The following is a 20,674-nucleotide window of genomic DNA, read 5'->3' on the forward strand; positions in this document are numbered from 1 at the left end:
CTCAATTGCACCTGCGTCATGACACCAGATCTACCGGCTCACGCCGTGCCGCGAGACCGGATCCCGCAGATTGATCACAACTGGATACGGTCCCTAGACGATCGCCGCGAACAGCGTCTCAGCAGGCGTGTCCTGCGTTCCGCCCCCCTGCGGCCGCACCCTCGACGGCGGGATCAGCGGCTCCGCGATCTCCCGCAGCCCGTCCGGAACAATCCAACTCCACGTACTCCGCCCCGTACACAGCTCAACGAGCCGTCACCACATGGGACACGGTCTAAGCAACCCGACGGGGGACGGACATGAATACCGGCCGACGGACCGGCATGTGCCGACCTTGGAAATGCCTGAATGATCGTCAATGTCATTCTGGTGTCGACTGTTCTCGGGTAGGCCCTTGATGTCACCTGGTGTCCGTATGGGGTAGTTCTCGCCGTACGGTTGTGGCGTGGGTCACTGTTGACCATTCAATCGGCGCGCAATTAATATCTGCGGAAATGAGCCACTGCAAGGGTGGCCGAAAAACAGACCCCCTCAACCACTCCTCCGTATACGTCTCCCGCGATTTTATGGAGTCTTTGCAACAAACGGCGATATCCGGAAGGTCGCGCGAGACGTCGCTGGACCCGTGAAGGTATCGCCCCGAGGCCCGCAGCGGCCCGCCGCGTCGTTCGCGCATCGGCTCCGTGAAGGAACTGGCCAGGTCAGGCCGTCGATTCCCCCTTCGTGCTCCGCCTGAGACCCGCTGTCGCACGTATCGCTTGCAACGTGCACATTCCGGACGTCGGGCTGAATCATCCGAAACTGGCCAGGCGTAGCCATGCCGTCATGCCCGGCCGTGCCGGACATGCTCGCGCACGGTTGCGTGAACCACTGATCCTCCGGAAACGCGGGATTCGATTTCCGTCGCGTTTCTTTCTCGTGAAGGGTAATCCGTGCCTTCCCCCCGCATCGCAGTCACCCATCACTCCGACGTCACCCCCCACTCCGACGAAGACGAAGGAACGTCTCCCGCGCCGCTTTCCCTCGCGCAGGAGCGTTTGTGGGTCATGGCGCGCATGGACGGAGACGCCAGCGCCGCGTACAACGAGCCGATGCCCTTCGACATCCGGGGGCCGCTGGACCGGGACCTGCTCGTCCGGGCGCTGCACCTGCTCGCTGCGCGGCACGAGGCCCTGCGCACCCGGCTGGTGCCCTCCGGCGGCTCGGCGCTCCAGGTCGTCGACCCGCCGGAGACCGGGTTCCCGGTGACGTTCGAGGATCTGACGGGGCTGCCGGACGCGGCCGAGCGGTTCGCGCGGACACGTCGGGAGGTGGAGGGCACCCCGTTCCGGCTGGGCGAGGAGCCCATGGTGCGCGGCCGCCTGGTGGCGCTCGAGCCCGAGTACCACGTATTGATCCTGACTGCCCATCACATCATCTTCGACGGGTGGTCCCGCTCCCTGCTGCTGCGCGAGCTGGGCCTGGTGTACAGCGCGCTCCAGCAGGGGCGGGACGCGTCGCTGCCGGAGCTGACGTGGCAGTACAGCGACTACACCCGCTGGCAGTGGGACTGGATGGCGGGGGAGGAGCCCGCCGCGCACGCCGACTACTGGACCGACGCGCTGGCCGGCGCCCCGGCCGTGCTCTCCCTGCCCACCGACCGGCCCCGCCCGCCCGAGCAGGTCTTCCGCGGCGACCGGGTGCCCGTGACCGTGGGCGAGGACCTGACGCGGGCCCTGCGCGAGCTGGCCGCCGACAACGATGTCTCCCTGTACGCGACCGTCCTGACCGGCTGGTCCGTGCTGCTGTCCCTGCTCTCCGGGCAGGACGACATCGTGGTCGGCGCTCCCACGTCGAACCGCCGCCGCGGCGACGTCGAGGGACTGATCGGCTTCTTCGTCAACACCCTCGCCCTGCGCGCGGACCTGTCCGGCTCCCTCACCGTCGGCGGCGCCCTGAAGCAGGTGAACCAGCGGGTCCGCGACGCCCTCAAACACGTCGACCTGCCCTTCGAGCGGGTCGTGGAACTGGTCAACCCGCCACGGAGCCCCGCCTACACGGCCCTGTTCCAGACCATGTTCGCCTGGGTCCCCTCCATGCGGAAGGAGCTCGAGCTCCCGGGCATGGAGGTCGAGCTGCGGGAGGACGCCGCCCACGTCCCCGCGAAGTTCGACATGGTCCTGGCCCTGGCCGACGAGGGCCGGCACCTCACCGGAGAGATCGACTACGCGGTGGCGCTCTTCGACCGGGCGACCGTCGAACGGTACGTACGCCAGTTCCTGCGCGTACTGCGCCTGATGACCGAACGGCCCGGAGCCGAGATAGCCGACCTGACGCTGCTGGACGAGGCCGAGCAGCGGGAACTCCTCGCCGCCTTCAGCGCGGGACCCGTCGCGGATGCGGATGGGCTGGGCGTACCGGCACCGGCGAGCCTGCTGGAGCGGTTCGCGGCGCAGGTGCGGGAACGGCCGCGGCAGCCCGCCGTGGTGGCCGGGGACGTGGAACTGGACTACGCGACGCTCGACCGCCGGGCCAACCGGCTCGCCGACGCGCTGATCGCCCGCGGTGCCGGACCCGACCGCGTGGTGGGCCTGCACGCCGGACGCACGGCCGACCTCGTCGTCGGCGTGCTCGGCATCCTCAAGGCCGGGGCCGCCTACCTCCCCCTCGACCCCGGACAGCCCTCGGAACGGCTCACCGCCATGGTGAGCGACGCCGCACCGGTCCTCGTACTGACCGACCAGGCAGACGCGACCGGTCAGGCCGACATGACCGATCAGGCGGGTGCCGACGGCGATGACCTGCCGCTGTGGGAGGACCTGGCGAAGGTGGAGGCCGAGGGCACGCGCGACGAGGCGCCCGGCGTCGACGCGGACCCCGCCCGGCTCGCCTACGTCATCTACACCTCGGGATCGACCGGCCGCCCCAAGGGCGTGGCGGTGACGCACGGCAGCGTCGTCAACCTCTTCGACCACTGGCGCGACCTCATGGGGGACGCACCCGGTGAGGCGGCGTCGGCCTGGTCGAGCATCGGCTTCGACGCGTCGGTGCACGAGCTCCTCATGCCGCTGACCACGGGAGCGGTGCTCCACGTGGTCCCCGACGAGCTCCGGGGCGACCCCGCGGCGCTGATGGACTGGCTGCGCGTACACGAGGTCACCCAGGCCTTCCTGCCTCCGTCCTTCGTCCTGTGGATCGACGAGGACCCGGCCGCGCGCCTCGCCGGGCTGAGCCTGCGCCAGCTGCTCACCGGAGTGGAGTCCCTGCCCGAGCGCGCCCTGCACCGCATGCGCGAGCTGCTGCCCGGTCTGCGCATCTGCTTCGGCTACGGCCCGACCGAGGCGACGCTCTACTCCACCGCCTACACCGACCCGCAGCCGTACGACCGGCCGTGCCCCATCGGGCGGCCACTGCGCGGCACCCGCCTGTACCTGCTCGACGACCGCATGCGTCCGGTACCGGTGGGAGTCGCCGGCGAGGTCCACCTCGGCGGAGCGAGCCTGGCGCGCGGCTACCTGAACCGGCCCGACCTCACCGACGAGCGTTTCGTCCCCGACCCGTTCGTACCCGGTGAGCGCGTCTACCGCACCGGTGACCTGGCGCGCTGGCTGCCGGACGGCAACGCCGAGTACGTCGGCCGCCGCGACGACCAGCTCAAGCTGCGCGGCTTCCGCATCGAACCCGGCGAGGTCGAGGCGGCGCTCCTTGCGGTGCCCGGCGTGCGGGAGGCCGTGGTGCTGGCCGACCGCGACACACCGGGCGGCCCCCACCTGGTCGCCGGCGTGGGATGCGACGCGGAGGCGGCGCGGACGGCGTACGAGTGGCGCGCGGCCCTCAAGGACCGCCTGCCGGACTACATGATCCCTGTCGTGGTGGCCGAGTTCCCGCGGCTGCCGCTGAACCGCAGCGGCAAGGTGGACCGGACGGCGGTGCTGCGTGCCGCGGCGCAGGCCCGCTCCGCGAGGGTCAACACGGCCGCGCCCCGCGACCACGTCGAGATGGCGCTGTACCGGATCTGGCGAGGGGTGCTGCTGCACCCGGACGTCGGGATCGGTGACAACTTCTTCGAGCTCGGCGGCACGTCGATCTCGGCGATCAAGATGGTGTCCGCCGTCCAGGAGGAACTCGGTGTGACGCTGCCGGTCCGGGACGTCATGCTGCACCCCACCATCGAGGCGCTCGCCGAGCGGGTGCGCGGCGACGGGGACGGGGCCTCGCGGTCCACGCGCTCAAGCAGCCTGGTGGAGTTCCGCGCCGGTGACGGCCGGCGGCGCGTGGTGTGCGTGCATCCCGCCGGCGGCACCGCGTTCTGCTACCTGCCCCTGTCCACGCTGCTGCCCGACGACGCCGGCGTGGTGGGTCTCCAGGCGCCCGGCATCGATCCCGGCGAGTCCACCCTGCCCGGTGTCGAGGCGATGGCCCAGGAGTACCTGCGGCTCGTCGACCCCCGCCCGGACGAGGCGCTGGTGCTGTGCGGGCTCTCCTACGGGGGGCTGATCGCGTACGAGATGGGCCGCCGCCTGGTGGCGGCCGGGCACGAGAGGGTGAGCGTGGTCCTGCTCGACACCCACGGCACCGAGGACGCGGAGCAGCGTGCCGCGATCGCCCCGGTCGGCATGGAGGAGTTCCGGGAGAAGCTGGTGCGCTTCAACGGCATGTACCCGGGCATCGACGACGACCAGGTGGACCGGTACCTCACCGTCTACAACCACCACCGCGAGACGGCGCGCGACTACGTCGTCCCCGACTCCCCGGCCCGTGTCGTGCTGATGCAGGCGACGGCCGTGGAGGACGAGGACGCCGAGGGCGCGGCCGCCGGCCTGCGCGCCTTCTGGCGGCGCCGCGTCGGCGGTGACTTCGTGGTCGAGCCGGTGGCCTGCGGCCACTGGGACATGCTGGAGAGCGACGAGCTGCCGCGCGTCGCCGCCGTCCTCACCGCCGAACTGGACCGGATGGCCGCCGGGACCGACCCGGGCGGGACCGACCCGGCCGGGACCGACCCGGGCGGGACCGGGACGGCCGGGACCGACCCGGGCGGGACCGGGACGGCCATCACGACACTGTCCGGCACGTCGGCGGAGGCATGATGGAACCGCGCGTCGAAACCACCCCCTCCGATGCGGCCGAGGACCTGAGCGCAGACCTGAGCGCACCGGTCGGGATCGCCCTCGAAGTGCACCGCCGGGCCCTGCGCTCACCGCACGCGGACGCGGTCGCCGACGGCGACGTACGGCTGGACTACGCGACGCTGAACGCCGCGGCCGCCGCCGTGGCCGAGGAACTGGGCCGCCAGGGCGTGGCCCCCGGGCAGGCCGTGGCGGTGGCGCTGCCGCGCTCGTGGCGACTGGTCTGCGTGATGCTGGGCATCCTGCGGCTGGGCGCCCAGGTGGTGCCGCTGGACACGCAGAGCCCCGCCGAACGCCGCCTGTTCGTCCTGCGGGACTCCGGAGCGGCCGCCCTGGTGCACGCCGACCCCGAGAGCGTTCCTGACGTTCCGGAGAGTGTCACCGAGCTTCCGCAGGGCGTGAAGGCGCTCGCCGTGGACACCCTGCTGCCCGGGCCTCCGGACACCGCGGCCTCCGCGCAGGCGCCGGCCGCCCCCGGCGAGGTGTCCTTCCTGTTCTACACCTCCGGAACGACCGGACGGCCCAAGGGCGTCGAGGTCCGCGACGCCGGGATCATGCGGCTGGCACAACCCGGCTACGTCCGTGCCGAGCCCGGCCTGCGCTACGCCTGCCTGGCGAACCCGGCGTTCGACGCGCTGAGCTTCGAGGTCTGGGTGCCCCTGCTGACCGGTGGCTGCTGCGTGGTCCTGCGCCCGGAGGACGTGCAGGTCCCCGAGCGGTTCGCCGCGGCACTGCGGCGCGAGCGGGTGGACGCCCTCTTCATCACGGCCTCGTTGTTCAACGCGATGGCCACGGCCGTGCCCGACTGCTTCGCCACGGTCGGCGAGGTCCTGGTGGGCGGTGAGCAGCTCGACGCCCGGGTGATACGCCGCTGGTACCGGGACAACGCCGGCAGCGGTACCCGTCTGATCAACGGCTACGGGCCGACGGAGTCCGCCACCTTCGCCCTGTCGTACGCGATCCCGCGGGACTTCGACGGCGACGTGGTGCCGATCGGCCGGCCCCTGCCGCGGACCGGTGCCGTGCTGGTCGTGCCGGACCAGGAGAGGACCGCCGCGCCCGGCGAGGTCGCCGAGCTCCTGCTGAGCGGTGACGGACTCGCGGCCGGGTACCGCAACCTCCCCGAGGAGACCGAGCGGCGCTTCGTGCGGCTCGCCTGGCTCGACGGCGGCGCGGAGCGGTACTACCGCACCGGTGACCTCGTACGGGCCGACGGCGAGGGCCTGGTGGAGTACGTCGGACGGACCGACCGCCAGGTCAAGGTCCGCGGCTTCCGGATCGAGCCCGGCGAGGTGGAACGGCACGTCCTCGCCCACCCGGCGGTCCGGCGGGCCCACGTGTGCACGCGCCGCGCGGGCGAGGCGGGGCCGAACGAGCTGCTGGCGTTCGTCGTCCTGGAACAACTGGAACAAGAGGTTTCCTACGAGGAGTTCGACAGCCACCTCGCGGCCCACCTGCCCGCCTATATGCGCCCGCACCGGATCCACCTCGTGGAGGAGCTGCCGCTCAACGCCAACGGCAAGGTCGACGAGACCGCGCTGCTGCGGCGGGCCGACCGGCCCTGGCTGCCCGCCGCCTCCGACGGACCGGCCGCGACGCAGGCGGAGCGCGAGGTCCTGGAGCTGGCCGAGGAGATCCTGGGCATCACCGGACTCAAGCTCGGCGACCGGTGGATCGCCGCGGGCGGCGACTCGCTGAAGGCCCTGCGGTTCTGCTTCGCCGTCCGGCGGCGTTGGGGCCGTGACCTGGCGCAGGCGGCCGTCCTCCACGGCGACCTGGCCGCCGTCGCGCGGGCCGTCACCACGGCCGCCCCCGGCGAGGAGAGCGCCTACCCGGCACCGGCGGTCGCCGGCGCCGGCTCGGCGCCCGCCACGAGCGAGCAGCAGCGGCTGTGGCTGCTGCAGCGCCGCACCCCGGACTCACGGGCGTACTCCGTGGGCCAGGCCTTCCGCGTGGACGGGCCCGTCGACGCCACCGCCCTCCGGCGGGCGCTGCGGACCCTGGTGGCACGCCACGCGGCACTGCGGACGGGCTTCACCTACGGTCCGCAGGGACTGCGGCAGACGGTCGGCGAACCGTACGACCCCTGGCACGAGCCCGGCAGCACGCACCAGTCATGGGACGAGGAGGAGGCGCACGCCTTCGCCGACGCCTTCTTCGCCGAGCCCTTCGACCTCGCCGTCCCCCGTATGCTCCGGGCCTGCTGGCTGCCCCGCGACGGCGGGGGAACGCACGGCGGCGGAACACACGATGGCGGGACACACGATGGCGGAACGCTTCTGCTGCACCTGCACCACATCGCCGTCGACGGCTGGTCGCTGAGCATCCTGCTACGGGACCTGTCCGCCGCCTACGCCGAGACCACCGGCGCGGCAACTGATGCCGGTGCCGGTGCCGGTGTCAGTGCCGACGCCGGCATCAGCACCGGCAGCGGCCGCGGCCGGGACACGGAACCCGTCGCGAACCCGCTGGACTTCGCCGCCTGGCAGAGCGACTGGTTCGCGACCGAGGCCTACCAGGAGCGGCGCGACGGACTCCTGGCGTACTACCAGGGACTGGAGGAGCCCCAGGAACCGCTGCCCGCCCAGGACACGGCCTCGGCCTCGGCACCGCGGGCGCGGCTGCTGAGCACCCCGCTCGACGTCGTGCGCCGGACCACGGTGGACCGGCTCTGCGCCGAACTCGGGCTGACCCGCTTCCAGGTGCTGCTGAGCGTGTTCTCCTGGAGCCTGTACGGCGTGACCGGCCTGGTCCGCCCGCGCATCGCCGCCCCGGTAGCCAACCGCCCGGTGCGCGAGTTCGAGGACAGCGTGGGCATGATGGCCAACACCGTGCTGCTGCCCGTGGCCGTCGCGCCCGGTGAGGACCTGCGCTCGCACCTCGCCCGTACGGGAGCCGGGGCGGAGCAGGTGCTGCGGCGCCAGGACGTGGCGCTCGCGGACGTGCTGACCGGCTGGGAGGCCGTCGGCGACGGCACTCCGTTCGACTTCCTGTTCGTCCTGGAGAACACCGACTTCGCCGGGCTGCGGCTGCCGGGCTGCGTCCAGCGCCCCCTGTGGTGGGCCGCGCCGGAGGCCAAGTGCCCGATGACGGTCTCCGTCGTCGAGCACCCCGACGGGCTCGACCTGCTGTGGGAGTACGCCGAGGACCGCTTCACCGGCGAGGCCGTCGAGGCGATGGCCGAGCTGTTCCGGCGGGGCGTGGACGCGCTCGCCTCCGGCGGCCGCTCCACCGCGCGGGAGCTGGTCGCGCCGTACCGGCGGTCCCTGCCGGAGCACGGACGCGGACCCGCCCCGCGGCCGGGCTTCACCACGGTCGCCGAGGGCTTCGCGCGGCAGGCCGCCCGCACCCCGGACGCCCCCGCCGTGGTCACGACCGACGGAAGCACACTGAGTTACGCGGCGCTCGACGCCCTCGCCGAGGCCCTCGCCACCGAACTCGCCGAGCGCTATCCGGTCCCGGCCGACGGCGGCCCCTGCCGGGCGGCCCTGTACCTGGACCCGTCCGCCGAGCACGTGGTGGCCCTGCTGGCGCTGGCGCGGCTGAACGTCACCGCCGTCCCCCTCGACCCCTCCTACCCGGCCGACGTGCTGCGCCGTGTCCTGGAGCGGGTCGACCCGCTGTGCGTCCTGGTCGCGCACGACGGCGCGCCGGCGCTAGACACACTGCTCCCGGACGGTGTGGTGCGCCACCCCGTCGTCCTGGCGGACCTCACGCCGCAGGAGCGCGACGGAGCGACCTCGTACGACGGGCGCGCGCACGACGGCGCCCGGCCGCTGTACACACTGTTCACCTCCGGCTCCACCGGTGTTCCCAAGGGTGTGCAGATCTCCGACCGCACGCTGTGCGACCTGATCCGGTGGCAGTCGGGGCCCGGCGGCCTGACCGCTCCGGCGGCCACCCAGCAGTTCTCGATGCTGGCGTTCGACGTGTCCTTCCAGGAGGTCTTCGGGACGCTGTGCACCGGTGGCAGCCTCCAGCTCGTCCGCCCCGAGTGGCGCCAGGACGCCCCCGCGCTGCTGGAGCGCCTGGAGACCGCGGGGACCGAGCGGATCTTCATGCCGTACGTGGCCCTGCACCTGCTCGCCGAGTACGCGGTCCGCCTGGGCAGGTACCCCTCCCGGCTGCGCGAGGTGGTCACCGCGGGCGAGCAGCTGGTGTGCACCGACTCCGTCCGCCGCTGGTTCGCCGGACTGCCCGGCGCCCGCCTGTTCAACCACTACGGGCCCACCGAGACGCACGTGGTCAGCGCCCTGTGCCTGGAGGGCGACCCCGACCGGTGGCCCGAGCGGCCCGCCATCGGACGCCCGGTGGCCGGCGCCGACCTGCGCGTGGTGGACGCCCAGGGCGACCCGGTCCCGCCCCGGTGCACCGGCGAGCTGCTGATCGGCGGCACCATGACCACCCGCTGCTACCTCGACGAACCCGCCCTGAACGACACCCGCTTCGTCGAGGTGCCCGGCGCGGGGCTGTTCTACCGCAGCGGCGACCGGGCGTGGTTCGACGACGAGGGCCTGCTGCACTACGCGGGCCGCGACGACCAGCAGATCAAGCTGAGCGGACACCGGCTGGAACTGGGCTCCGTCGAAGCGGCCCTGCTGCGCCACCCGGCGGTGGCCAACGCCGTCGTCACGCGGGACGGCGACCGGCTGACGGCCTGCCTGGAGGTCCGCGGCGAGACCCCGTCCACCGACGAGCTGGCCGCGCACCTCTCCGCGTCGCTGCCCTCCTACGTCCGCGTGGACCGCTTCCGGCGGCTGGAGACGCTGCCGCGCACCCCCAGCGGCAAGCTGGACCGGCAGGCGGCCCTTCGGGCACCGGGCGAGGAGATACGCCGCTCGGCGGCCGCCCGCACCGGTCTCTCGGCCGAGGAGGAGCGGCTCACCGCCGCCTTCGAGGAGGTCACCGGGGCGACGATCGCACCGGACCAGACCTTCTTCGAGGCGGGCGCCTCCAGTCTCGCCCTCATGCGCTTCCACCTGCGCTGCACCACGACCCTCGGGCTGCGCTTCGGCGTCGCGGACCTGTTCGAGCACGTCACCGTCCGCGCGCTGGCCCGCCACCTCGCCACCGCCGCCGACGACCGTCCTGCCCCCGGCACCCGGACGCCCGCCGCACCGGCCGGGGAGGACGACGGTGGTCCGGAGCCCGGCGAACCGATCGCGGTCGTCGGCATGGCGGTACGGGTGCCCGGCGCCTCCGACCTGGCGGCCTTCTGGGACCTGGTGGTCTCCGGCGGCACCGGTATCCGCCGCGTCGACGCCCCGGAAGGTGTCATCGGCGCGCACAGCACGCTCGACGGGATGCTCGGCTTCGACCCGGGCCACTTCGGCATCAGCCCCCAGGAAGCGCGCCTGATGGACCCCCAGCAGCGCCACCTGCTGATGGCCTGCGTGCAGGCACTGGCACACGCCGGGATCGCGGACACCTCCGCCGCGCGCGTGGGCCTGGTGGCCGGCGCCGGGGAGAACACCTACTTCCAGTCCATGCTGCGCGAGGCGGACCCCGCCCGGCTGCCCGACGGCTTCCAGCTCGCCCTGCACCACGACAAGGACTTCCTGGCCACCAAGGTCGCCTACCACCTCGGGCTGACCGGTCCCGCCCTCAGCGTCCAGACGGCGTGCTCCAGCTCCCTGGTCGGCGTGCACCTCGCGGCCGGCCTGCTCCGCCAGGGCGACGCCGAGGTGATGCTCGCCGGGGGAGTGCTCGTCGACCCCACGCTGACCGGCGGCTACCGCTACCGCCCGCAGCACATCTTCTCCGCGGACGGCGACTGCCGCCCCTTCAGCGACGACGCGACCGGAACCGTCGGCGCGAGCGGCGTCGGCGTCGTGGTCCTCAAACCGCTGCGACGGGCGCGGCGCGACGGCGACACCGTCTACGCGGTCCTCACCGGCTCCGCGGTCAACAACGACGGCTCGGCCAAGATGAGTTACACCGCGCCGTCCCTGGCCGGACAGCGCGAGGTGATCAAGGCCGCCCTGGCCCGCGCCGGACGCACGGGCGCCGACCTCGGCTACGTGGAGGCGCACGGCACCGGCACCCGGCTGGGCGACCCGATCGAGGTGGGCGCGCTGCGCCAGGCGTACGACGTGGACGAGTCGGGTCGCTGCGCGCTCGGCTCCGTCAAGAGCCAGCTCGGCCACATGGGCGCGGCCGCCGGCGTGGTGGGCCTCGTGCGCGCCGTCCTCGCCGTGCACCACGGGAGCGTCCCGCCCACCGTCAACTTCCGCGCCTTCAACCCGGAGATCGGCCCCGATCCCACCCCCTTCCACGTCCCGTCCGAGACCACGCCCTGGCCCGAGGGGCGCGCACGGGTGGCCGCGGTGAGCAGCTTCGGCATCGGCGGCACCAACGCCCACGTCATCCTGGAACAGGACACCGGGGCCGGGACCGAAAACGGAGCCGAAGACGAGGACAGCACCGGCGGGACCGGCGCGGTACCGAAGTGCCTGGTGCTGTCCGCCTCCAGCGCGGACGCCCTCGCCGCCGACGCCGCCCGGATCGCCGACTACCTCCGACAGCGGCCCGAGTCGTACGAGTCCGTGCTGCGCCATCTGCAGACCGGACGTACGGCCCGCCGCCTGCGCCTCGCGGCACCCGCCGCGGACGCCGCCGCCGCCGTGGAATGGCTGCGTGCGGTGGCCGCGGGAGAGGTCCCGCACGGCACCGCGGACCCGGACGCCGCGCCCGTCCCCGCCGCCGGCCGCCCGGCCCACGACGTCGCCGAGGACTGGACCGCCGGAAGACCCGTCGACTGGCGTACGGGCCACGCCCCGGCGCCCTGGGACTTCCCGCCGCCGTCCTTCGCGCTCACGGAGTACGACTTCGAGCGCGCGACGCCCGAAGCCCCGGCCGAGCAGCCCCTGCGGCAGCAGCCCCAGCGGCTGCCGCAGGCCGACTGGCTGCACCAGCCGCACTGGGTCCGGCTGCGCCGCGCCACCGTCGCGGGTACCGCTGTTGCGAACAGCACGGTCGCGGATACCACCGTCGCCGACACCACCGCACGGGTCGGCCGCGCGTCCGCCGTGGTCGTCGTGGCCGCCGGGAGCACGCCGCAGGCGGCGTTCGAGCCGTTCCGGGCCGTGGCGTCCCGCGTGGTACGGGTACACCCGGCCGGCACCTTCGCCCGCAGGGGACCCGACGTCTTCGACGTGGACCCGGCCGACCCGGCCTCCCTGCGTCTGCTGCTCGACGCGCTGTCCGAGAACGACGGCACCGACGGCAGTGACGAGACCGACGGCAGCAACGGCGCCTTCGCCCTGGCCGACGTCGAGTGGGTGCACGCGTTGCCCCTGGACGTGACCGGGCCGGTCGGCCCCGGCGCGCTGGAACGCGCCCGCCACGCCTGCCTGGACACCACGGCGGCCCTGGCCCAGGCCCTGTCCGGGCGGACCGGCCCCCCGCGCGTGTGGTGGCTGTCGTACGGTGCCCGGCCCGTGACCGGAACGGTGGACAGGCCCGAACTGGCGCTCCTCGCCGGACCGGTCGAGGTCGCCCCCCAGGAGGCCGCCCTGGACGGCCACTGGCTGGACCTCCCGGACGGCGACCTCACCCGCTGGGCCGCACACGTGGCCGCGGCCGTCGCCGAAACAGGCCGAGCAGGCAGGGAAGGCCGGGCGGAACGTTCCGGCGACCCGTCCCTGCCCCGGCAGCTCGCGCTGCGTCAGGGCTACTGGTGGCGGCAGGGCACCACGCCCGTACCGGTGCCGACCGCGATGGGCACGGAGGCGCTCGTACCGTCCGGTGAGGACGCGGTCCACCTGGTCCTGGGCGGCACGGGCGGCATCGGCCGCGCCGTCGCCGCCTGGCTGCTCGAGCACACCCGCGGCCGGGTCCTGCTGCTGTCGAGGAACCCGCGGCTGCCCGCGGAACTGGCCCGCTGGTCCGATCGCGTGGGCCTCGTACCGGCGGACCTGGCGGCCCTGCCCGTGCACGAGGTGGCGGCGGCCGTCGCCGAGCGCGCACCGCGGCTGGACAGTGTGATCCACGCGGCCGGCCTCGGGTTCGGAGGGCTGCTCGTACGGCGCGACGCCACGGCGATGCGCGACGCCGCCGCGGCCCGGGAGAACGGCGCCCTCGTCGTGGAGCACCTGATCCAGACCTTCCGCCCGGAGGTCGCGGTCTACTGCTCCTCGATGTCCGCCCTGCTCGGCGGCGTCGGCCAGAGCGACTACGCGGCCGGCGCGAGCCTCCTCGACGGCTTCGCCCACCACCGCGGCGCGGAGGCGGAGACGACCGTCCGGATCGGCATCGACTGGGACGTCTGGAGCGAGACCGGCATGGCGACCCGGGTCCTGGACACGGACAGCCGCCACCAGGCCCACCTGGAGGTCGGTCTGACGGTCGAGGAGGGCAAGGCGGTCTTCGCTCAGGCCCTGGCCCTGCAACTGCCGCAGCTCCTCGTCTCCACCACCGACATCGCCGCCTCCCGCGCCTTCTACGCCCCCCTCGCCACCGACGACCGGAACAGCCGGAGCCCTTGGAACGACCGGAGTCCTTGGAACGACCGGTCGGAGCCGCTCACCCCACGGTCCGGGCCGGCACACCGCACGGACCGCACACACCGCACGGACGACGGGGCGGGTTCCCCGGGTCCGCACCCGGCCCCGGACGACGCGGCGGAACGGGCCGGTGCCGTGGCCCGTGCGATCCAGGATCTCCTGGGCGTGGACGCACTGGACCCGGACGCCTCCCTGTACGACCTCGGCGCCGACTCGCTGACCCTGATCAGCCTGATCGACCGGATCGAGGACGACTACGGCGTCGAGTTCGACCTGTCCTCCTTCAGCCACCGGGTCAGCCTCACCGAGGTCCTCAAGCACGTCGAGGCGGCCCTCACCCCCGCCGAGCCCGTCGCCGGGACGGCCGGGAGCACCGCGTCCCGGGTCGTCCTGGACGTCTGGCAGGAGGGGACCGGCCCGGCCGTCGTGTGCCTGGTGCACCCCGTGGGCGGCGACATCCAGGCCTACCGGTCCCTGGTGGCGGCGCTCGGGCCCGTACCGACCGTGTGCCTCATCGCCGATCCGGCACTCCGCGACGCCATGGCGCCCGCGTGGTCACTGGCCGAACGCGCCCGCCACTACGACGCGGAACTCCGTGCCCGTTTCGGCGGCCCCGGCCACCGGCTCCACCTGGCCGGGTGGTCCTACGGCGCCCGGGTGGCCATGGAGATGGCCGCCCTGGCCGAGTCGGCCGGGCAGCCGGTGGCGGCGCTCCACCTGCTGGACCCGCCGCCGCCGCGGGCGGACGCGCTGGTCGCCGCCTACGACGAGACCCACCTCGAAGAGGTGTTCGCCGCCGAACTCGGCGCCGGTGCCTCGTCGGTGCCGTCGGAACAGGCACAGACGTACGCCGAGAGGCTGGCCCGCTGCTGCCGGGCGAACCTGCGCAGCCTGGGCGAGCACCGGGTGCGGCCACTCACCTCGGTCCCCACGTTCCTGTGGCTGGCCGAGCGGCCCACGACGGGTGTGCCCGCACCCGGCGACCGGCAGGAGACGGACCGGCAGTGGAGCGCCTGCCTGCCCCCCTCCGCCGTGCGGCGGTCCCTGCCCACCGACCACTACGGCATCGTGGCGCCACCTCATGTGCACACGGTGGCCGAGACCATCAGGGCGACGCTGACGGACCCGGCGGCCCGCGCCGGGACCGGCCCCGGGCAGGGACCGGAGCACGCCCGGTGAACCCCTGCGGGCCCGCGCCCGGCCGGCCGCACCGCTCCGGTTCCTGAACCGGGTCCGGAACCAGCCCCGGCTCCGGACCCGACCCGGCCCCGGACCCGGACCCGGCGGAAGCCTGTAACCCCACCCCCCTCTGGAGGACGTCATGGAGTCATTCGAACGCGACGCACTGGAAGCGGTGACCACGCGTCCTGTGCATCCCTACCGCACGCTCACGGTCGAGCGGATCACCCCCGTCCTGGGCGCGGAGGTCTCGGGCGTGGACCTGTCGGCGGAGATCCCGGCGGAGCAGATGGACGAGATACGCACCGCGTTCCGCGACCACCACGTCCTGGTCTTCCGCGACCAGACGATCACCGTCGAGGACCACAAGCGCTTCGCGTCCGCCTTCGGCGAGCTGCGCCCCGTCAACCCGCCGCCGCCCGAGGGCGACCCCTACATCCTGGAGATCCGCACGACGTCGGCCGCGGCGAACGTGGCGGGCAACGGCTGGCACGCCGACGGCACCGCAGACGCCGAACCGTCCCTGGGATCGATGCTCTACATCACCGAGATCCCCGAGCCCGGCTGCGGCGGCGACACCCTCTTCGCCAACATGCACCTCGCCTACGACATGCTCTCGCCGGCCATGCGCTCCCTGCTGGACCCCCTCACCGCGATCCACGACGGTGCCCAGGCCTTCGCGGGCCACACCCCGCCCGTGGACTACGTCATCCCCAAGAGCGAGCACCCGCTCGTGGCCCGGCACCCCGAGACCGACCGCAAGCTGCTCTACGTCAACAAGGCATACACCAGCCGCATCCCGCAGCTCTCCGCCCAGGAGAGCAGGGCACTGCTCGACATGCTCTTCGACACCATCGCCTGCCGGCCGGTCCTGCACTGCCGCGTCCGCTGGACCCCGGGCACGCTCGTCTTCTGGGACAACCGCTGCGTCCAGCACCACGCGACGTACGACTACTACCCCTACGCCCGCTACGGCCAGCGCGTCGCCATCAACGGCGGCCCCGTCAAGGGCTGACGGCGCGACGCCGCCTCCGGTCGCATGCTCCGGTCGCAGGAAGGGGACCCCGTCAAGGGCCCTTCGGGTCCCCTTCCCGCGGAACGGCGTATCCGGGCACGGAAGGCCATCGCACGGTCAGCACCACCGACTCGTCCTCCGCGACCCAGGAGTGGTCCACTCCCCGGCCCCAGACGACGTAGTCGCCCTGTTCCTCCAGGAGCACGCTGCGGCCGGGGAACTCCATGCGGAAGCGGCCCGAGACGAGCACCAGGAGAGCCGTGCGCACCTCGCCCTCCACCCACCGGGTCCGCCGCTCACCGCGTGCGTGGACGCCCCACTTGACCTCCACGGCATGGCTGTGGCGAGGATCGCCGTCCTCCTTGAAGTGCCCGAGCAGCCATCCCCGGTCGAGTGCCGCGTCCTTGCCCGCGTTGCCCACGTACACGCCGTCTTCCATGCGCCCGCACGCTAGTTGATCGCGCGGGCGCACCGGGCCCGGCAGTCCTGAATCAGTAGGTAGAGGAGGCGTGAAACGGACCGCTCACCGGACCGCTCACCGGACCGCTCACCGAAGGGCGTCGAGCAGCAGGCCCGCGGCCACCGCCGCTCCGTCGGTACGGATCTTCCCGCCCAGTTCCTTCGCCCGTGCCCGGGTCCCGGGTGCCAGGGCGGTCCTGAACGCGACGTCCAGGGACTCGGCGGTCGGGGACGGGCCGTCGGGCGCCGCGCCGACGCCCAGGGCCGTCACCCGGCCGGCCCAGTACGGGTTGTCCGACAGCTGGAGAGGTATCACCACCTGCGGCGCACCCGCGCGGGCGGCCGTCACCGTCGTCCCCGCGCCGCCGTGGTGCACCACGGCCGCCACCCTGCTGAACAGACGCTGGTGGTTGACCTCGCCGACGGCGAAGCAGTCGTCCCCGTCGTCGATCGGCTCCAGGTCCGCCCAGCCGCGGGAGACGAGTGCGCGGTACCCCTGCGCGCGGATCGCCTCGATGGCCTTGCGGCCGATGTCCTGCGACGGGCGCAGGCTGCCGAAGCCCACGTAGACCGGCGGCGTGCCCGCGTCCAGGAACGCCGTCAGGTCGGCCGGCAGCGGGCGTTCGTCCGCCTGGCTCCAGGCACCCGTCTGTGTCACGTCGAGTCCCGGGGTCCGCGGCCAGGCTCCCAGGACGGGGTCCGCCGCCAGCCACGGCCGGTCGGTGAGGACGTGGTCGCGGACGTTGTCCACCGGCGGCAGGCCGAGCGCTCTCCGGTGACGGTTGAGCGGCTCGCGGAACTGCGCGTTCACCTGGTGGGCGTCCAGCTCCCACAGCGTGCGGTTGTCGCTCGCCTCCGGCTCCGGCCAGCCCGGCCGCGGCGGCGGTGCGTGGTGCGGGGAGGGCAGGTGGACCGCCGCGTAGCTCACGTACACGTAGCGGATGCCCGCGGCCTCGGCCACCGACCGCGCGGCGATCTGCGCCAGGCCGGCCGCCACCAGCGCGTCACACCCTCGGGCCGCCGCGGGGAGGGCGTCGAACTGCGCGGCGACCATCTCGGTCCGGTACCGGTCCAGGTCCGCCGCCGACGGCAGGGACGTCCCGCGCATCACCTCCCGCACCGGAGGCCCGACCGGCACCATGTCCACCCCGATGCCCGCCAGCCGCTCCGCGAACTCCTCGTCCGGCGGGGTGCACATCCGCACCTCCGCGCCGAGCGCCCGCAGTCGCACCGCGAGTGCCTCCAGGGGCACGACGTCGCCCCGCGTTCCGTAGGTGGACAACAGCACCCGCATCGTTCGCCCTCTTCCGTTCCGTTCCGTTTCCGTTCCGTCTTTCCGTACGTTCCGGCCGGTGCCCGGTATTCCGGCTCACGCCTGCCCGGAGTTCGAGCGGTCCTCGGCGGCGGCGGTACGCCGGTTGCCGCGGGTGCGCCGCAGCAGTGTATGCCGCGTGCTGTCGGGTGCCGTGGACGGGCGTCGACGCACTTTCCGGGCCGTCGCGGTACGGCCTCGGCCCGCTCATGAGCGAAAAGGCGCGGGGGTCCCCACCCGCACAGGACTCCCCATCCGCACAGGACTCCTCACCCGCACAGGACTCCCCACCCGCGCAGGGGTCCCACCATCGACACACCGTCTGAACCCAAAGGCCATTTGATGCATAGTCCGCACGTGTCCGTGCCTGATGTCTCGGTCATATTGCCCTGCGCCGGATTCGGAACGCGCTTCGGGGCTCCCTATGCGAAGGAACTGCACTGTCTGGCCCCTGAAGTCACCGTGCTGGACCGCAGCTTGGAATCCACTGTCGAACTGGTCAAAAGCGGACTCGACGTGCGCGTGGTCGTCGTATTCGGGACGCACAAGCTGGACACGGTGAGCTATCTCGCGCGTTACGCCGGGACTTTCCAGATGGTCTTCGTCTACCAGGACGAGTCGTACGGACCGGGTCTCGACGGAGCGATCCGGTCCGCCTTGCCGATGACGCACGGCCCTGTGGCCCTCGTCCTGCCCGACATCGTCGTCAACGGCACAGGCAGCGCCGGCAGTCTCCGCGCCGCTCTGGAGCAGATCGGGGTGTCGGGGTGGAGCGTGGTGGCAGCCGAGGAACACGATCCCCTAACGCTGCGGCAGATGGGCGCGCTGGCCGTGGTTGAGGAGGGCGGCGTCGCGAGGGTCGGGGCGGCCGCCGACAAGCCGGCGGACCCTTCGGGCTTCAACGCGTTCTGGGGCATGGTGGCGGTGGCCGAGGAGGAGGCGCACCGACTGCCCGACGTGGTGAGCGGGGGAGCGGACAACCCACTGGTCGGCGCGGTGGCCCTCATGGTGGAGGAGATCGTCAACTACAACACCGTCACGGGCTGACTCCCCGGACGTCGACCGCTCACGGTGCGGGCGCGAGTGCGAGTGCGAGGGCGTACGGCGGCCCGAGAGGGCGCGCACAGGCACAGCCGTCCCGTACGCCGTCACCGGGTCGCGGCCCGGTGACGGCCGGGTCGCGGAATTCCGCGGCCCGGTGACGCGCGACGTCCTTGAAATCCCTTGGTGAAATACCGAACCGCCCCCACCCGGCCCGTCCGGCCCGACCCGTCCCCGGGGGCGAGTCGGGCCGCCACCCGTTCGGGTGACGAGGGCATCAAGTGCTCGGGCAGGTGCGGTACGGTCGCGGCGAACAACCCCGAATACAGACCCGAATACAGAACGGCCCCCGGCGGGACTGCAATCCCGACGAGGGCCTGACCAACTAGGAAGTAAGCCCCTTCCCAATGGCTGACCCGCAGTCTAACGCGGCCCCGCCCGCGTACCCGTCTCCCGCGCCTCCGCTCCCCGCCGACGCGCCCCGTGCCGGAGTCCTCCACGTACGCCACCGCCACACCGAGCGGTACACCGTGGTCGGCAACCACCTCGCCCAGCACCCCCGCCTGTCCGCCGTGGCGATCGGCCTCGGCGTCCACATCCAGTCCCTCCCGGACGGCGCCTCCGTCGGCGTCAAGGCACTCGCCCTGCGCTTCACGGAGGGCGAGACGACCATCGCCCGAGCCCTGAACGAACTGGTGGCGGCCGGGTACCTGGTACGCCGCCGGGTCCGGCTGGCGGGCGGCCGCATCGCGACCCGCACGTTCTTCCACGAACAGCCCGGCGCTCCGGTACCGGTTGCGGCCGTGCCCGCGTCCGTGCCCGCGCCAGTGCCCGTACGGGTCGACGCATCGGCGGCTTCGACGGCGGCGGTGGCGCCGGCGCGGTCCGCGGCTCGGGAGGCGCCACGCCCTGCGGCCCCGCCGCCCGTGTCCGGTACCGCCGCAGTGGCTCTCGCACGCGCGTGTCCTCCCGTTCCCGAGCAGGAGCCCGTGCCGTCGGGACCCGCGGCCGACCTACTGGCCAGGCTCCGCCTCGCCGACTCCCGGCTCCTCCTCCCGGTCCGGGACGTCCGGCGTCTCGTTCCGGCCGTCGACATGTGGCTCGCCCGCTCGGCCACCGCTGACCAGGTCACCCGTACCCTCACGGCGGGCCTGCCGCCCGACCCGGTGCCCATTCACCACCCGGCCCGCTTCCTCGAACACCGCCTCTCGACCCTCCTGCCGCCCCCGCTGCCCGCGACACCGTCCGAGGAGCCGCCGGTGGAACGCGCGGCCTCGCTGGTCAACTGCGACGGCTGCGACCGCGCGTTCCGGACGCGTGATCCACGGGTCCGGTGCGCGGACTGCCGTGCGGAGCAGGACTGTCAGGGACGGGAGGAAGGGAGCCCGTCGTGGTGACAGCGGCCCGCCCTCCGCTCCGGGAGGACAGGCCGCAGGTCGGCACACCGGTCGCCGGACGGTTCGTCGGACGCCATGTCGGACGGCTCGTCAGGCGGTGGTTCGTCGGACGCCTTGTCAGGCGTTGGCGAAGCGCTTGAACGCCGCCCGGGTGCCGGAGCCGGCGATGCCGTCGATCGCCCCGGTGTAGCCGTAGCTGTCCTTCAGCAGACGCTGCAGCGCCTTGATCGTGTTGGGGCCGGGGTCGCCGTCGATCGCGCCCGTGTAGCCCCAGTACTGCGCGAGGCAGCGCTGGAAGGCCTTCCAGCTGTTGGTGCCCAGCTGTCCGTCGATCGCCCCGGTGTAGCCCCAGTAGTCCGCGAGGAACCGCTGGACGTTCTTGGCCTCGGCGCTGGTCAGACCGAAGTTCTCCGTCGCCAGCACGGCGGCGGGCCGTGCGGCGGGCTGCGCGTTCACCGCCGGCTGCGGGGCCGGCGCGGTCGCCGCGTAACCGGGGCTCGCGGCCGCCAGGCCTCCGGCGGCGATGCCGGCGGTCGCGACGAGGCCGATGACGGCCCTGCCCAAAGCGTTCGGTCGCATGTCTTCCTCTTCCGTCGTGGGTCGGCACCCGGCCCGTCCGGCGAGCAGGTGGCGGGACAACGGTGCGGGACGCCCGGGCGGCG

The 20,674-nt window shown here is 73.3% G+C and carries 8 protein-coding genes and 1 pseudogene; 5 read left to right on the forward strand and 4 right to left on the reverse strand.

Going from position 1 to position 20,674, the window contains the following annotated elements; translation table 11 throughout:
* Positions 1-96: 96 nt before the first annotated feature.
* A pseudogene (locus IE271_RS21930) lies at positions 97-243 on the reverse strand (IS5/IS1182 family transposase); the annotation flags it as partial.
* A gap of 812 nt (positions 244-1,055) precedes the next feature.
* Here IE271_RS21930 and IE271_RS21935 point away from each other — a divergent pair.
* The 3 genes from IE271_RS21935 (at position 1,056) to IE271_RS21945 (ending at position 15,803) form a co-directional block, all read left to right on the forward strand.
* On the forward strand, positions 1,056-5,066 hold the full coding sequence (locus tag IE271_RS21935) for a non-ribosomal peptide synthetase (RefSeq protein WP_229919483.1): 4,011 nt from the start codon (positions 1,056-1,058) through the stop codon (positions 5,064-5,066).
* Positions 5,066-14,788, forward strand: a complete 9,723-nt coding sequence (locus IE271_RS21940) for a non-ribosomal peptide synthetase (RefSeq protein ID WP_190192151.1) — start codon at positions 5,066-5,068, stop codon at positions 14,786-14,788. The genes IE271_RS21935 and IE271_RS21940 overlap by 1 nt, the downstream gene beginning before the upstream one ends.
* A 142-nt stretch (positions 14,789-14,930) precedes the next feature.
* Positions 14,931-15,803: a TauD/TfdA dioxygenase family protein gene (locus IE271_RS21945; protein WP_190192097.1), complete on the forward strand. Its 873-nt coding sequence runs from the start codon at positions 14,931-14,933 to the stop codon at positions 15,801-15,803.
* A 52-nt stretch (positions 15,804-15,855) separates the two neighbouring features.
* Here IE271_RS21945 and IE271_RS21950 read toward each other — a convergent pair whose 3' ends face one another.
* Positions 15,856-16,242 carry a cupin domain-containing protein gene (locus IE271_RS21950; protein WP_190192098.1) on the reverse strand — a complete coding sequence of 129 codons (387 nt, stop codon included), beginning with the start codon at positions 16,240-16,242 and terminating at the stop codon, positions 15,856-15,858.
* A 108-nt stretch (positions 16,243-16,350) separates the two neighbouring features.
* Positions 16,351-17,556 (reverse strand): glycosyltransferase, encoded by a 1,206-nt coding sequence (locus IE271_RS21955; RefSeq protein ID WP_190192099.1) that lies wholly within the window; start codon positions 17,554-17,556, stop codon positions 16,351-16,353.
* 375 nt (positions 17,557-17,931) lie between these two features.
* On the opposite strand from IE271_RS21955, the gene IE271_RS21960 reads away from it, so the two are divergent.
* A complete protein-coding gene (locus IE271_RS21960) occupies positions 17,932-18,621 on the forward strand; it encodes a glycosyltransferase family protein (protein WP_190192100.1) in 690 nt (229 codons plus the stop codon).
* Positions 18,622-19,022: 401 nt separating this feature from the next.
* Positions 19,023-20,012, forward strand: coding sequence for a helix-turn-helix domain-containing protein (locus tag IE271_RS21965; protein WP_190192101.1), 990 nt, complete (start codon positions 19,023-19,025; stop codon positions 20,010-20,012).
* 117 nt (positions 20,013-20,129) lie between these two features.
* Here the strand turns inward: IE271_RS21965 and IE271_RS21970 are convergent, their stop codons facing one another.
* The gene (locus tag IE271_RS21970; RefSeq protein WP_190192102.1) at positions 20,130-20,591 is read right to left on the reverse strand and encodes a peptidoglycan-binding domain-containing protein; all 462 of its coding nucleotides are present in this window, start codon (positions 20,589-20,591) and stop codon (positions 20,130-20,132) included.
* Positions 20,592-20,674 lie beyond the last annotated feature (83 nt).

It is taken from the genome of Streptomyces minutiscleroticus, assembly GCF_014650875.1.
Classification (GTDB): domain Bacteria; phylum Actinomycetota; class Actinomycetes; order Streptomycetales; family Streptomycetaceae; genus Streptomyces; species Streptomyces minutiscleroticus.